This is a genomic window from Paenibacillus sp. DRB1-1 (assembly GCF_052119485.1).
Classification (GTDB): Bacteria; Bacillota; Bacilli; order Paenibacillales; family Paenibacillaceae; genus Paenibacillus; species Paenibacillus polymyxa_B.
Genome location: NZ_JBODQH010000001.1, coordinates 4,863,746 through 4,878,791, shown reverse-complemented (window position 1 = coordinate 4,878,791; position 15,046 = coordinate 4,863,746). Strand labels below are relative to the sequence as shown.

15 protein-coding genes and 1 pseudogene are annotated in these 15,046 nt (G+C 44.8%); 5 read left to right on the top strand and 11 right to left on the bottom strand.

Annotated features, from left to right (window positions below; genetic code table 11):
• Positions 1 to 28: 28 nt before the first annotated feature.
• The 3 genes and pseudogenes from ACQW03_RS21705 to ACQW03_RS21695 all read right to left on the bottom strand — a co-directional run bounded on the left by ACQW03_RS21705 (position 29) and on the right by ACQW03_RS21695 (position 2,997).
• A complete protein-coding gene (locus ACQW03_RS21705) occupies positions 29 to 1,111 on the bottom strand; it encodes a Gfo/Idh/MocA family protein (RefSeq protein ID WP_013310855.1) in 1,083 nt (360 codons plus the stop codon).
• Positions 1,104 to 1,871, bottom strand: coding sequence for a sugar phosphate isomerase/epimerase family protein (locus ACQW03_RS21700; protein ID WP_013310856.1), 768 nt, complete (start codon positions 1,869 to 1,871; stop codon positions 1,104 to 1,106). Before ACQW03_RS21700 ends, ACQW03_RS21705 begins: the two co-directional genes overlap by 8 nt.
• Positions 1,872 to 1,889: 18 nt before the next feature.
• Positions 1,890 to 2,997, bottom strand: a pseudogene (locus ACQW03_RS21695) (Gfo/Idh/MocA family protein).
• A gap of 166 nt (positions 2,998 to 3,163) precedes the next feature.
• Between ACQW03_RS21695 and ACQW03_RS21690 the strand changes: the two are divergent.
• Positions 3,164 to 3,982 carry an AraC family transcriptional regulator gene (locus ACQW03_RS21690; protein ID WP_023989280.1) on the top strand — a complete coding sequence of 273 codons (819 nt, stop codon included), beginning with the start codon at positions 3,164 to 3,166 and terminating at the stop codon, positions 3,980 to 3,982.
• Between the two features lie 83 nt (positions 3,983 to 4,065).
• Here the strand turns inward: ACQW03_RS21690 and ACQW03_RS21685 are convergent, their stop codons facing one another.
• From ACQW03_RS21685 to ACQW03_RS21665, 5 genes are all read right to left on the bottom strand, one after another.
• On the bottom strand, positions 4,066 to 5,550 hold the full coding sequence (locus ACQW03_RS21685) for an alpha-N-arabinofuranosidase (protein WP_441951688.1): 1,485 nt from the start codon (positions 5,548 to 5,550) through the stop codon (positions 4,066 to 4,068).
• A 319-nt stretch (positions 5,551 to 5,869) separates the two neighbouring features.
• A complete protein-coding gene (locus ACQW03_RS21680) occupies positions 5,870 to 6,148 on the bottom strand; it encodes a hypothetical protein (RefSeq protein ID WP_023989282.1) in 279 nt (92 codons plus the stop codon).
• 96 nt (positions 6,149 to 6,244) lie between these two features.
• Positions 6,245 to 6,565 carry a hypothetical protein gene (locus tag ACQW03_RS21675; protein WP_013310862.1) on the bottom strand — a complete coding sequence of 107 codons (321 nt, stop codon included), beginning with the start codon at positions 6,563 to 6,565 and terminating at the stop codon, positions 6,245 to 6,247.
• 72 nt (positions 6,566 to 6,637) lie between these two features.
• Positions 6,638 to 7,582, bottom strand: a complete 945-nt coding sequence (locus ACQW03_RS21670; protein ID WP_076292988.1) for a Gfo/Idh/MocA family protein — start codon at positions 7,580 to 7,582, stop codon at positions 6,638 to 6,640.
• 163 nt (positions 7,583 to 7,745) lie between these two features.
• The gene (locus ACQW03_RS21665; RefSeq protein WP_025722249.1) at positions 7,746 to 8,435 is read right to left on the bottom strand and encodes a TerC family protein; all 690 of its coding nucleotides are present in this window, start codon (positions 8,433 to 8,435) and stop codon (positions 7,746 to 7,748) included.
• Positions 8,436 to 8,786: 351 nt separating this feature from the next.
• Between ACQW03_RS21665 and ACQW03_RS21660 the strand changes: the two genes are divergently transcribed.
• Both ACQW03_RS21660 and msrA read left to right on the top strand, forming a co-directional pair.
• Positions 8,787 to 9,404 (top strand): TVP38/TMEM64 family protein, encoded by a 618-nt coding sequence (locus tag ACQW03_RS21660; protein WP_104496815.1) that lies wholly within the window; start codon positions 8,787 to 8,789, stop codon positions 9,402 to 9,404.
• 179 nt (positions 9,405 to 9,583) lie between these two features.
• On the top strand, positions 9,584 to 10,555 hold the full coding sequence (gene msrA, locus ACQW03_RS21655; protein WP_028540577.1) for a peptide-methionine (S)-S-oxide reductase MsrA: 972 nt from the start codon (positions 9,584 to 9,586) through the stop codon (positions 10,553 to 10,555).
• A gap of 108 nt (positions 10,556 to 10,663) precedes the next feature.
• Here the strand turns inward: msrA and ACQW03_RS21650 are convergent, their stop codons facing one another.
• Positions 10,664 to 11,467 (bottom strand): lipid II flippase Amj family protein, encoded by an 804-nt coding sequence (locus tag ACQW03_RS21650; protein WP_441951683.1) that lies wholly within the window; start codon positions 11,465 to 11,467, stop codon positions 10,664 to 10,666.
• Between the two features lie 151 nt (positions 11,468 to 11,618).
• Here ACQW03_RS21650 and ACQW03_RS21645 point away from each other — a divergent pair, with 151 nt between their 5' ends.
• Entirely contained in the window at positions 11,619 to 12,068 is a 450-nt protein-coding gene (locus tag ACQW03_RS21645; protein WP_076292986.1) for a DUF2188 domain-containing protein, read from the top strand.
• A 66-nt stretch (positions 12,069 to 12,134) separates the two neighbouring features.
• Here ACQW03_RS21645 and ACQW03_RS21640 read toward each other — a convergent pair whose 3' ends face one another.
• Positions 12,135 to 12,839, bottom strand: a complete 705-nt coding sequence (locus tag ACQW03_RS21640; RefSeq protein ID WP_013310869.1) for a YitT family protein — start codon at positions 12,837 to 12,839, stop codon at positions 12,135 to 12,137.
• Between the two features lie 462 nt (positions 12,840 to 13,301).
• Positions 13,302 to 14,192, bottom strand: coding sequence for a DMT family transporter (locus ACQW03_RS21635; protein ID WP_069079999.1), 891 nt, complete (start codon positions 14,190 to 14,192; stop codon positions 13,302 to 13,304).
• A 307-nt stretch (positions 14,193 to 14,499) separates the two neighbouring features.
• Here ACQW03_RS21635 and ACQW03_RS21630 point away from each other — a divergent pair, with 307 nt between their 5' ends.
• Complete coding sequence (locus tag ACQW03_RS21630; RefSeq protein WP_441951680.1) at positions 14,500 to 14,901, top strand: hypothetical protein; 402 nt, start codon at positions 14,500 to 14,502, stop codon at positions 14,899 to 14,901.
• The last annotated feature ends 145 nt before the right edge of the window (positions 14,902 to 15,046 follow it).

Sequence of the window (15,046 nt, the reverse complement as noted above, 5' to 3'; positions counted from 1 at the left end):
TGATGGTCTATTCGGGATAATTACGGGCTTAGTCAAAATAGACAGCTTTCCCGGTACGGGCCGATTCATAGATAGCTTCCAAAATTTCAGTAACAACCAGTGCCTGTTCCGGCTTCACAAGAGGTTCTTTGTCGTCCAGAATAGATTCGATCCACAGACGGGCTTCGCGGTCTGCTTCATTTTCCGTTTCTCCAGAGTAAAAGGCAACACCGCCTGCATCCAGATCTATTTTCGTATCAAACAAGCGGCTGTTCTTTTCCCCGTTAATGCGCAATCCATCCTGCATATCGGCTCCGCCTTCGGTTCCGCATAACAGCGTCTTCGCTTCGCCAAACTCTACAACGTTCAATGCCCAGCTGGATTCCAGTACAATCGTAGCTCCATTTTGCATCGTAATAAAACCAAAAGCTGAGTCCTCTACCTTAAATTCCTCAGGATTCCAAGGCCCAAAGGCATTTGCCGCATCTTTACGATCCCCTAGCTTATGGAAGGTTGAACCTAGTACACTTTTAGGCTTGTAATTATCCATCAGCCAGAGTGTCAGGTCGAGTGCATGCGTGCCAATATCAATAAGAGGACCACCACCCTGCTTCTCTTCATCCAAGAATACTCCCCAAGTCGGAACCGCGCGACGGCGTAGAGCAATGGCTTTGCCCAGATAAATGTCTCCAAGCTCTCCTTGCTCAACCAATTGTTTCAGATACAAACTGTCATCACGATAACGGTTTTGATACGCAATAGACAGCTTCTTACCTGTGCGGTTGGCTGCATCGAGCATCTCCCGTGCTTGCTCAGCAGTTTTAGCCATCGGCTTTTCACACAGCACATGCTTACCTGCCTCAAGCGCCGCTACGGTAATTTCTGAGTGCGAGTCATTAGGTGTACACACATGTACGACTTCAATGTCTTTATTTTCTAGCAACTGGCGGTAATCACTATAAACTTGCGACCCTTCAACTCCAAATTTTTCTGCTGCCTCTTCAGCTCGCTCCTGAATGATGTCACAGAATGCAACGATTTCTGCACGCTTCTGCTTGGCAAGACTCGGTAAGTGTTTGCCGTTGGCAATGCCTCCACAACCAATAATCCCGATTTTGAGTGTTTTAGACATGAATATTTCCTCCCTGAGCTGCGTATTGTTGGAGCCATTTAATGCTGGTTTCAATGCTTTCGATTGGAGGGTTTGAGCAGAAATCCTGTTCCACGACGACCCAATCCACACCTGCCTGAATAGCGGCGTCTGTAATGGCCTGAAGCTGCACTTCGCCTTTGCCAAGCTCTACAGTCACTGCTTTTTGTTGCTCGTCACGTGCCATATCCTTTAAGTGAATGATAGGCAGGCGTCCATTATAACGTCCGATGTATTCCACTGGATCATAGCCCCCATAGTATACCCAACAAGTATCCATTTCGACCTGTAACAAATCATCGGAAACCGCATCATATAAAGCATCGAATACCGGGCGATCATTGATTTTTTCTGTCAATTCAAAATCATGATTATGATAAGCCAGTATCAAGCCCTGTTCTTTCACTTTTTCACCAATACGATTCAAATTAGCAAAAATTTCATCCCACTGTCGCTGTTCTTCGGTTAAATAAGGAACGATTAGGTACTTATTGCCCAATTCTTTGTGGTATGCAATCTCCTCATCCAAATGATCCAACAATCGAGAATACTGTATATGAGTTCCGACAACTTCCAGATTTAGCTCATCCAAAAGCGCTCTGACATCCTTGGCATTGCGTCCGAAAAAGGTATGAAATTCTACCCCTTTATAGCCAAGCTCAGCTACCTTGCGCAATGTACCTTCAAAATCCTGTTCAAGCTCTTCCCTTACTGTGTACAATTGCAATCCTACTTTAGCCACTACCCTTCACCTCTTTAATTAGGATGAATTTTCCATTATATCTGTTCCATAATACAAATCCTCGTCCGGCTTAAACGTGCTTTCCATCGTAATGTGATTGCCTTCCAATGATGAGCGCTGAAAAGCATGCATGGCTTCTAACACATGGTAGGCCAGCTCAGCATTAGCACGATGGTTCTTTTCACTGCGTATGGCTCTCACCATCTCGCCCGCGCCTATTCCACGTTCGTTTTTCCCGCATTCAAAAAGGGGCTTTAACAGCTCTGCGTTTTCCTCGCCAGGTCGGCGCATTTTGACATCTCCGTTAAAAAAAGTTCGGGTCCGGCAAGTTCAAAGTCCCTTCCGTTCCGTAAATTTCAATACGTGGCAGGTCTGATGCTCCCTGAATATCAAAGCTGGTAATCAAGGTTGCGATGGCTCCGTTATGAAAATCCATGGTCCCGGCCAAGTGCGTTGGTGTTTGCACCCGTAATGGCGTGCCGCTTTTGGGACCGAAATGTATATGACGTTCTGGAATCTGAATTCCTACGGAGCCGCTAATTCGCCGGATCGGCCCCAGCACTTGGATCAACGAGGCCAAATAGTAAGGTCCCATGTCAAACATCGGTCCTCCTCCAGCTGCATAGAAAAATTCCGGATTCTCATGCCACCATTCAGGGCCTCTACTCATTAAAAAGGCAGTAGCGGCTACTGGCTGACCAATCATTCCAGTCTGTATGGCATGACGTGCGGTCTGAATAGCCGCCCCAAGAAAAGTATCAGGAGCACAGCCGACACGCAGATTTCTTTCTTTGGCTAAATCCAGAACGCGTTTTCCGTCCTCCAAAGAAACCGCCAAAGGCTTTTCACTGTACACATGCTTACCTGCCTCTAGTATCGCCACATCTGTCAGTGCATGGCTGCCAGGCACGGTCAGATTAAATACAAGCTCAATCTCAGGCTGACGAAGCAATTCATCCACCTTGTATACGTTTTCAATGTTGAATTCATCGGCCCTCTCCTTGGCCCTCTCATCTAGTAAATCAGCGACGGCCACCACTTCAATAAGTGGGCTCTTTTGGAGATTTTCAAGATATACCGAGCTAATAGTACCGCATCCGATAATCCCGGCCTTCATTCGTTCCACGTCGTCACACTCCTTGGCCTCCAACATGTACTTTCTCATCTAACATGTAAGCTTTACAGTTCACATAGTATTCTATTTCTGTTTCGTTTAAAATGAATAATATGATTAAAACATGAACAATCTGGTCAATATTTGAAACAGCCATATGCCCAAAGGAGTCATCATCATGTCTATCGTCGAGCCTTGTCAGGTTCTTACCGCAGGCTATTCCTTCCATCGAAAGCCCTTTTATTCGAACCAGCCTGATGGGATTAAAAATTATTTATTCCGTTTGCAAACAGATGGACGCTGCCAGGCCCGCATTAACGGTGAAATGACACGGATTGAGGCGGGTGACCTACTGCTATTCAATCCTACCGAGCCTTATGAACTGGATATTCATAGTGAGTTAAATCCCATGGGAGATCTGGTCGTGGAAAGTGGAGATTATCACATTTTTTTCGGTGGTTCCTGGGTAGATGAGTGGTGGAACCATCATAAACGCCCCAACAGAATTAAGGTTCAGCTCACAGAAGCCCTGCTTGGCCTATTTCGTCAGCTTGTGATGGAGCAACGACGTATTTCTAATCCTTACCCGGAAATATCAAGTTATTATATGCGCATTTTATGTTTGGAGTTTGACCGTATGCTATCCGATCATCCTATCGCTACCCATCATAACTATCTTGCTTATCAGATTAAAAATTATATTGAAGAAAATGCATCCTCTAACTTCAAGCTAGATGACGTGTCTTCACACGTAGGTATCAGCGTATCCCGAGCAGTACATCTGTTTAAGGAAACATTCGATACGAGTATTATGCAGTACACGCTGGACATCAGGCTTAACATGGCGAGAGAACGAATCATTTTCAGTCCCATGTCACTCGAACAAGCCGCCGAATCTTCAGGATTTGCAAATTACACGTATTTTCACCGTGTATTTCGTTCCCGCTTCGGTATGTCGCCCAAGGAATTCAGGGTGATTCACCGCGAGCAACTGTAGGTAAAAGAGAGCGTTCACCTGAACGCTCTCTTTGTCATAACCAATAATAGTGGATACTGCTTACATACTACGACCCAGCTTTTTTACGGAGCAATTGTCAGCATCACTACCGACATTGGTGGCAGTGTAACATCCAAATGCTGACCTTGCAGCTGATAGGATGTGAAAGCTTCCTTTTTCACACGCTCTGGCTGATCAAACGTATTATGTGCCTGCATATCGTCACTGGCAAGAACAACACCGCTGATCTTTTTAACCTCTTCCAGTCCTCTTAGCTCCAAATTTAAGTTTGCCGACTTGCCCGGATGGACGTTGCAAAAGCTAATATGAATATTGTCATCCTGCGCCTTGGAGGCGGACACGCTTACTTGTGGGATGGAATCCCCATCATATTCATAATCGTCCACCTTTACATGAACAGCCAGTGCTTGCGCATCCTGATGCACTTTAAACATTTCAAATATATGGTATGTCGGCGTCAACAGCATAGCAGGGCCTTCGGTCAGAATCATTGCCTGTAAAACATTGACCATTTGAGCGATATTCGTCATCTGTACTCGGTCATGGTGATTATGGAAAATGTGTAGGTGAAGCCCAGCTACCAGCGCATCGCGCATCGTGTTTTGCTGATACAGGAAGCCCGGATTGGTCCCCGGCTCAGTCAGGAACCAGGTTCCCCATTCATCGACGATCAGTCCGACCCTTTTGTTAGGATCATATTGGTCCATAATGGCTGAATGACGAGTAATCAATTCATCCATGTGCAATGATTTTTTCATCGTCTCGAACCATTCCGCTTCATCAAAACCGATTGCTTGCCTTTTCCCTTCCCAGTTTCCCGGGATCGTATAGTTATGCAGGCTCAAACCGTCCATAAGATGCCCAGCTTCGCGCATCAACACTTCGGTCCAACGATAATCATCCACATTCGCCCCACCTGCGATGCGATATATGCGGTTCTCGCCAAAGTTACGGACATATGTCTGATAGCGGCGATACAGGTCGGCATAATATTCTGGGCGCATGTTACCGCCACAACCCCAGTTTTCGTTACCCACTCCAAAATATTTGAGCTTCCATGGTTTCTCACGACCGTTTTCCTGACGCCATCTAGCCATAGGGGACTCTCCATCGAAGGTCATGTACTCTACCCATTCCGACATTTCCTGAACTGTACCACTGCCGACATTTCCACAAATATAAGGCTCTGCATCTAACAGTTCGCACAATTGAAAAAACTCATGTGTGCCAAAATGATTATTTTCAACCACACCGCCCCAATGCGTATTTACCATTCTCTTACGGTTTTCTTTTGGTCCGATACCATCTTTCCAATGGTATTCATCGGCAAAACAACCTCCCGGCCAGCGCAGCACAGGAATGTTCAGCTTTTTCAGGGCTTCCACCACATCATTTCGAATTCCGTCTGTGTTTGGAATCGGTGAGTCCTCTCCAACCCATATACCTTCATAAATGCAACGTCCAAGATGCTCAGCAAATTGCCCATAAATATTTTTATTAATAATGCCTTGTTTCCAATCGGTATTAACAACAATAGAACCCTTCACAACAAACCCTCCCCGAAAATATTAAGATTGTTGGAACACCCGCACGAATGTTTGCGCTTTCATTTTGGTCTAAATATTACTCATACCACCGATCTTCTTTGGATCTTAATTTTTACGCATCATCACATCTAGCAAACATTAATATAAATATTAATGATTAAATAAAAACATTTCACGTGTTTAATATATTTTATTGCCTACTTTTTGTCAATCGTTAAGAAAAGGGCCAATCAAACCAAAAAGCCTGCCATTAAGGCAGACCAAGGTTGACTACTTTAACCCGTAATCTAGGTTCAGCCGAGCCAGAGCATTGTATCTTTTAGGCTGTTCCTATCCAGCGTGAACCATGATAACTGGGACAATTTTGAGCTGCCGCCAAAGCACGTACACGAACAATACTTCCGCTGATGCCACATGTATGCCCGGACATCAACTCTTCACATTGTGAGCAGGCCAACAGTCTGGCTTCGTACACTTCATCGTTTACACATTCCATTTTGGGTCTCATGTTGGTTAGAATTCTGGTAATCTGCTCTTCCGATATCGAGATATCTCTTTCACAGCCTTTACAGGTACTTGGCATAGGTATATCTTCCATCGTAAGCTTACCCTCCTCATCAACAATGTCTTAAGTAAATACAGTGAGTCCATGATGCCATAAATGATAACAGTATATTCTTTATTCTGGCTAGCCCTATTTCCGTTCCGACGGAAGGCTGGCAGCCGCCTCAGATACGACCATCGCCAAGTCCTCATTTCCGAACATGGACAGTACCCCTAATACCGTATCCAGCGGAATATCACCAGCTTCTTCACGCGATACAGTCAACTTGCGTACTCGTAGCAGACGCTCGTTGCTATCCTGATGCGGATACGCTACCCGATATAATTCCTCTGGCTCCAACCCGTGATTAATACACCATTGCGCAAATACAAGGATCATCATATCTTCTTCTTGCTTATAATTCTCAATGATGGCTTCTTCTAGCTGTTTACCACGGTTATCTTCTTCCATTCATTCATTTCTCCTTCAACCTAATTCTTGATGTCTGTCTGGACTGTTAATATCACGTTCGGACGTTCCATATTAAACACTCAAACGGCTGATCAGTTCGTCAGCTAGCATATGGCTTTCCAATACTTTTCCAGCCCGTACAGCACACTCCTCCGGACGATGAATATGCTCCAGAAAATGATTCACGACTCCGGTGAATCCTCGTCTTTCCAAAATCGTATCCCAGCTTCCAAAAGCTTGCGTTAGTGGTGAATGATTTTTTTGCATAAAGACAGCCTGTTCCATATTTATTACTTCAACAGACCGTCCTGCCCCGTGAAGCTCCAGCTTCTCTATGTCAGCCCCTGCCTGTCTACTCATACTGTAGCTTCCGGTAGCATTCCCCAAACGTACGGTCCCGAACGCAGCATCCATATATCCATCACTCGTCGTATTCAGACTACTATGCAGCAGCTCATAATCATCGCCACCCAGCCACAAAAGCAAATCAAGCATGTGAATTAAATCATCATAAACCGTCTGTGCCGCCGGTCTTCGATCATATCCAGTACGGTGTTTAATGGCCGCACATTGACTGAATCCACCTGCTTCCTCTAACCATGCTTTAGCAGCTACATAATGCGGGGCAAAACGTCGATTAAAGCCTACCGCCAGCAGCACGGCCTGCGCTTCCGCAAAAGCGGTCATTTCCAGATTCTGACGAACATCATAGGACAACGGTTTATCCACATACACAGCAATCCCTTTTTCAATACACGCCATAACTAGATCAAAATGAGCTTCGGTCGCGGCATGTATAAATACAGCTTCCGGTTCCCATGCTAGCATCTCCTTCACATCAGTCGTTCCTCTTGGCAACCTATATTGCTCCATAATGGAACTCACCGGCTCCTGTGAACGGTTCATGACACCTACAATGTCTATACCTTGGTGTGCTGCCAGTAACGGTAAGTATACTTTTCGAGCAATACCACCCAGTCCTGCAATAGCTACTCTTGTCTTCGTTTGCTTGTCCATTTCGCTCCCACCTTTAATCACTCATTCATCTGTTGTCTAGTTTACATGGAAGTCTGCTGACAAGCAAAGAAAAGAGACTGCTCCGGGTCCAGTTGGACCTAACAGAACAGCCTCTACGGCATGAACGCTCAGCTTCAGCTAAGTTTACTTATTGTAAGTTAGCTTAGGCGTGCTGCGCTTGCTTTCTTGTTTTTTCACTTTTAATTTTTTTAACACGCATCCCAATGGCTACAACCAGAACCACAACCAGAACCTCAAAGCCGTATTTAACGACCCCGTTCATAAACCAGTGTGCAATCAGCGGTTCCGCCACCACCATTTTCGCGGCAGTATAAGCCAGTACAGCAGCACCAATCGTAATAACTACTGGGTAACGTTCAGTCAGCTTCAAGATAATCGTACTTCCCCACACCATGATTGGAACGGAGATTGCCAGACCCAGTATAACAAGCAGCATGTTTCCATGAGCTGCTCCCGCAACAGCAAGTACATTGTCGAGGCCCATCATCGTATCCGCGATTATAATCGTGCGGATCGCTGCCCACATTTGATTCGTAGCTGAAATTTCATGTTTTTTCTCTTCGACCAGCAGCTTATAGGCAATATAGATAAGTGCGAGTCCCCCAATCAAACGCAATCCATAAATTTGCAATAAATACGTGACCAGCACTGTAGCAATCACACGAATGATGACCGCTCCGACCGTCCCCCAAATAATGACCTTCTTTTGATTGGCCTTATCAACATTGCGAGCCGCCAAACCGATTACGATGGCATTGTCACCAGCTAGCACCAGATCAATGATAATGATGGATACTAATGCGGTTAAAAACTCAATTGACAAAAAATCCATACGTTTCTCCCACCTTTTTTATTTATTTGTTATACTGTACATAGTTCAGCGCTTTATACTAAAAAAGCGCCATTTCACGGAATCCGGAAACGGCGCTTGACCCAAATTTGGCATCAAAAAAAGACCATTTACCCGGATTCCTAAAATCCTGGCAAAGGTCTCGCTTACAACATTACGTTGCCAATAAAGCCGGGGATTAAAAATCCCGTAATGACGACTTTACTCGTTGAGCTACTCCCCTTTGGGAACTATTCTATTAGTGGCAGTATAGCACACATTATTGGGAATGTGAACCCTATTTTTTTCTGTATAAGCGATAAGCCGAACAGGGATATTGAAAGAGGTATGTAAATGAAAAAATGGCTACTCGTCGCGGCTTATGTTTCGCTGCTTTGCATCGCGTTTATCTACAGGTATGATTGGCTCGCCTGGGCGGACAAGCAAACCTCCTTTCCAGTTCTGCTACTGCTCGCATTTTTATTCGCGTTAATACCGTTTGTGCCGTACAAGCTGATTATCGCTTCTATTGCTTATGCCGCAGGCCCCTGGCAAGGTGCTCTGATCTGCTGGCTGGGCACTACCTTGGCTGCGCTGGTCGTTTATAGTGCCGTACGTACCCTGTTCCGTGACAAAGGACGTGCCTATTTGGAGCGGGTTCCCGCATTGGAGCGCTTCAATCGGGTCATGGAGAAAGAGCCTTTTGCTGCTGTGCTGCTGGCTCGCCTGATTCCGGTCATCCCCCAGGCAGCGGTAAATGTATACGCTGGAGTAGCAGAGTTTCCGTTCTGGAGTTTTATCCTAGGTACAGCTATTGGCAAGCTTCCCGCAATTGCGGTGTATGCTTATGCAGGCGGCACCTTTGCAGAACATCCAATCACCGGTTTGCTCATTTTGGTGCTATATACTGCACTGGTGGGCGGCGGCTTTATACTCTACCGAAAAAGGCTTCAACGCGCCAATAGAATATAATGCGATAGTTTGCCACCGTCTCTGTAGGATGTTTCGTTGCGATTTTTGAGGACAGAGCCAGTTACACTGCTGTTTGGTTTCTGACGTTTCGTTGGATTTTGCAAAAATCTCGTATATAATTTAATTGTAAGCTATTTAAATAACAACTAATTAAATATTCTCAGATTGGAGTGACAAATATGAGCACCAACAATCCACACACAGTAGAAAAAGCAACTTTTGCAGGTGGCTGTTTCTGGTGCATGGTTTCCCCTTTTGAGGAATTACCCGGTATTTTGAAGGTTAGATCTGGATACACAGGGGGACATACCGAAAATCCAACCTATGAAGAGGTGTGTTCTGAAACAACGGGGCATGTGGAAGCCGTACAGATTACATTTGATCCGCAAGTTTTCCCGTATGAAAAACTGTTGGAGCTATTCTGGCAGCAGATTGACCCGACGGATGAAGGTGGACAGTTTCACGATAGAGGTTCGTCTTACCAAACGGCTATTTTCTATCATAATGAAGAGCAGCGAATCAAGGCAGAAGCTTCTAAAGAAGCTTTGGCTCAAAGTGGCCGCTTCGACAAGCCCATTGCTACACCGATCCTGCCTGCGGCCACTTTTTATGAAGCAGAAGAATATCATCAGGACTATCATAAGAAGAACCCCGCTCATTATAAGCGCTACCGCAAAGGTTCGGGACGTGAAGATTTTATCGAGCAAAATTGGTCCGGCAAGATTGATAAATCCGATCTTAAAGATCGGCTGACGCCTATTCAATACGAAGTAACACAAAAAAACGCGACCGAGCGCCCTTTTCAAAATGAGTTTTGGGATCATGAGGGTGAAGGTATTTACGTGGATATCGTATCAGGAGAGCCTTTGTTCAGTTCATTGGACAAATTTGACGCAGGTTGCGGTTGGCCCAGCTTTACCCGTCCATTGCGCAGCTACAATGTCAAAGAAAAAACTGATCTCAGCCATTTTATGATCCGTACCGAGGTGCGAAGTCGTGAAGCTGACTCCCATTTAGGGCATGTATTCGATGATGGTCCTGGTCCAGATGGTTTGCGTTATTGCATAAATTCCGCCGCGCTCCGTTTTGTGCCTCAAGAAGACTTGGAACGTGAAGGATACGGAGCATATAAGTCATTATTTGAACAGTAAATAGCCATAGAATCATTGGGGCTGGCCCGTGATCATCTATCTTTAATAGATGATCACGGGCCAGCCTTTTTTGGGATGTGGCAGCACATCATTACGTAAGCTAGCCATTTAACTCATTACCCATCCAAGCCAAATTGCTAGCGGTACTAGCAATAGCTGGGCTAATAAAGTACCTGCCAAGCGCGAGATGATCATCCAGCCGTACATGCTGTTCATCCGAGTTAAGGGTAGCTCCCCTCGTAGTGTTTTCTCCGACAGAACCGCCAATCTTGGATCAATTAACAAGGTCAGTAATACCGTTGCGACGCCATTGATTAGACCTGACGACATTGACATTGCTGTACCTTGAGCAGGCCACAGAAATGATGCATATAAAGCGGATACTACTCCTGTTGTATAAATCGCAGTGACAGCTATATTCAGAATAATTAGACGCTTGGGTATCGCTCCGCTAATCAGTGAAGTAAGCATTGACCAGGTGGGGCGCTTTATGTAGTAGCCTGCATGTTTCCAGCGACTTCGCAGCATTAAATGACGCATCAAAGCCGGAATAGATCCGGTATGCTCCAAATGCACAATCCATCTGGCTGACATGCGTACCACTGTTGGATACAGTAATATAGCAAGCACGGTTCCAACGGTTGTTGCCAGCAGTACCCCATGCATATATAGTTCCAGTCTAATATCCGTTCCGCCCACTTGTGCTGCAGCTTTAGCCTGATCGACCATCCCTCCGAGTAAAGGCCCCTGCGCCATGTTAGAGGTGCGTGATACCAACAGCAGCATTCCCGCAACGGTTAACGCCAATCCAATCCGACGCGCTCGCAAGCCACCAAGCCGAAGAGCATAGGACAAGCTATCTGTAGTATGAATGATGATAGTCAGCAAAAAAACAAAACCCCAGGCAAGCAAATGCTTCACTCCTTTTTCTGGTATTCTGCACACCATTATACGCTTTTTCTCAAGATACATTTTACAATATATTCATTTCTTTGATTTCCGTTTGTTTAAGCAGACAACGGGTAATACATAATACATCATCTGTTATAAGGAGTGTGCAACTATGCCTTGGAACAAACATGATTACCCTCCGTCCATGAAAAACCTAGAGCCTCGTGTGCGAGAAAAAGCCGTCGATATTGCTAACGCCCTACTCCGTGACGGCTATGAAGAAGGGCGCTCGATTGCGATTGCTACTTCCCAAGCCGAGGAATGGAACGATAATCATCCAGCCGAGCAAGATAAGAAACCGACAAAACATGAAAAACAGCATTCAAGCGAAAATCTGCACAACCATCATTCCGCTTCTTCCGATGCAAAGGAACCCATTCATGTGGTGCCGCACGAGGATCACTGGGCAATCAAAGAAGAGGGACACAATCAGTCCATTTCAACCTTTAAACACAAAAATGAGGCGATTGACGAAGCTCAAAGTTTTGTAGAACGCCAACAGATTTCTGCAATTATTCATGACCGGAATGGACGCATTCATTCAACTTTAAAGCCTTCCTGATAGAAGCTGAATACAGCGAAAGGGTGTTACGTAAGAAGATTTCTCTCCTGACGTAACACCCTTTCCTTATTGACGAAGGCTGTGGACGACCGGCACTGTTTTGGCAACCACCTTTTTAGCGGGAATAGCCGCTGGCAGTACCTTTTTCACAGGTCGGTGCAGTTGGAACGTGGTCGTCCATGTAATTATTTTTCCGGCAAGCCACACAGCCAGTATTGTAAACATTGTTTCCTTCATAGGCAGATACAACAATGATAATCCCAGTACGATGATGTCACTGACAATAAACACGTTGCCGATTTTCCACCCGCGCCACTCACTGATCAGCAGAGATAAGATATCATCGCCCCCGGTTGCTCCACCGAATCGCAGTACGATTCCGGCTCCCAAACCTGTAAGCACCCCACAAAGTAGAGCAGCTATCAGCAGATTTCCATGTAGATCTATAACCAGAGTCGAATACTTCTCAAATCCTGCATAAAACAGTGAAAAAGCGACGGCTCCGATTAACGCAAGCAGCATAAATCTTCTGCCCTTCAGTACCCATGCCAGCAATATGACGGGAATATCAAGCAGCAACATACTCCATGCTGGAGATATGCCAAACGCGTAATGTCCCAGCAGGGCCAAGCCTGCAAATCCGCCTTCTGACAAATGATTTTGAGCATTAATGTGATAGTACGTAAAAGCTAAAATGCATGTTCCGAGCAACATGACAGCAATCTGTCTCAGTGCTCCATTGTTCACGATAGATTCGTAAGTTTTCCTCATACAGGCTCCCTCGGTTTCTCGTAAGTTTGATGTGGATGAACCCACTCTTACGGAAGCTACCGGGTAAGATGTGCCTGGAGGACTTGGTCCTTCGCATGTACAATCCCCTCTTCCGCAGAGTTGGCTTTCGCAACTTGACGTTACTCCGCGGAAAAGCTAAGTATAAGACAGATCAAATCGTTTCCAAATCGTCCTTTGGGGAAGTATCCTTCGGGGACACATGGTATCCTGATCCTTTCTTTTGTGGAATAAAACTCCGACATTTCTGTGGTGCATATAATTCTATAATTTATTATACCACACCTTGTCACCTGCTAAACAGCTTGCTTTTTTGCTGCACCATATTTTATTTTATGTGTGAGCATGCTTTATTGTATGTGCGAATTAACGCATTATACCGAAGGTTTGGCGAATGCACATTTAATATAATAACCAAAGCGTATTTTATTTCTGTTTAGATTATTATTCACTTAATTTGGCGGTTCTACGCTGGTTGGCCATAAACACGCCTCCAAGTATAAGGACCAGCCCGGTCAGAACGTTCCAGCCGATATGTTCATTCAGGAGCAAAAAGCCCCATACAATGGCACTTACTGGTACAAAATACGTCACCGAAGAAGCAAATTCCGCACTCCCCCGCAAAATCATGTAGTTGAACAAAATATATGCTACTCCTGATCCCAAAACTCCCAGTCCTATAAGAGAACCCAATACACCTGGGTCAGAAACAATCGACAAATCAGGTCTCTCCACAATTGCCATCATAATGCCACCCCCTACCGCAGCACCAAACAGTGTCGAAAAAGTAGCCTGATACATGGAAAGATTGGAGAGAAAACGTTTGGAGAGCTGTGTTCCAAATCCGTAGCAGAGAGTCGCAAGCAGCATACATCCAAAACCCACAGGATCAACAGAAATAATAGATGCAGGATTAATACCCAATAAAATAATGATTCCTACAAAAGCGAGACCCATTCCTAACCACTGCATTCGATGAAAAATAGCCCCGAAAAAAACAAGCCCCACCAACATGGTCCATATTGGCGTGGTGGCATTCAATACAGAAGCCATGCTGCTAGCTATTCTGGTCTCGCTAAAACCGATCAGTGTCCATGGCAAAACCATGTTGACCAAAGCTACCAGAACAACCGATTTCCACGGAATGCTTTTGATTTCAAACGGCCTGCGCATAAGTAGCATTAATAAGACGATAAAAATAAATCCAAAGCTGGATCTGAGAAATACAATCGTCCACGGCCCTACTTGATGTAGCAACAACACCTTGATAAACATAAACGAACCGCCCCAAATGAGGCTCAACAATAATAAAGCTGCATATAACGAACGTGACAATATGTATACCTTCTTTCTCCACTTTCTTAAGTTAAATAGTAAAGGCTGACCGCAGCCAGAACGATCTCTCCTTTTATGTAAGTTTTTATCCAATAGCTTAACATGAACTCTGTTTGACTGTCATTGGCGATAAACGCATGAATTCTTTACACAATGGCACATAGGATATCGCTCCCTACCACTTTTCCAATAATTGATGATTGCTTTAGTAATGGAAAAATTCCTATGATGAGGGAGGTATAAACAGAACATACGTTCTATATACTGATTATATATTGTATTCTTACTCGGAGTAAAGGAGATTTTTATGCCAAACCAAAAGACACTAAACCACAAGAATAAAGCTCCTTTGCCTTCTGAAGAAGACGCAGGGCTGATCAAGATCTGTGTACTTCTAACTCTTGTGCTGGATGTGCTGGAACGAGACATTCATATTATAAATACCTCTCCTCTAAAAATGCCCGATTTGTATGTTCGTAGCCTGACTGGAGTACAACAGCGCGTAGCTGTTCAATTAGCAGAGACAAAGGCGCAAATGAAAACACTAGGGGTTAAAATTTACAGCGAAATCCGAAATCATGAAGGCATAGAGGTTTTGTATGTGTGTCGCGGCTATCAAAGGCGATTTTTCATGCTTTCATCCTTTGCTCGCAGCGAGGTCCGACGGAAATTGGGACATTATCTGGGAATTGACCCCACTCAAGATTAAGCCCCCTTGTAATCTCGTCTCTAGTTCTTGCACGATTAATCTTCAATCCCTGCAAAACAACCAACCCACCTCCCATTTATCAACCTAAATTCTAGTATAAAACTATTGCGTTACGTGAAGTGAAGTTGATTCGAGAATGGATAAG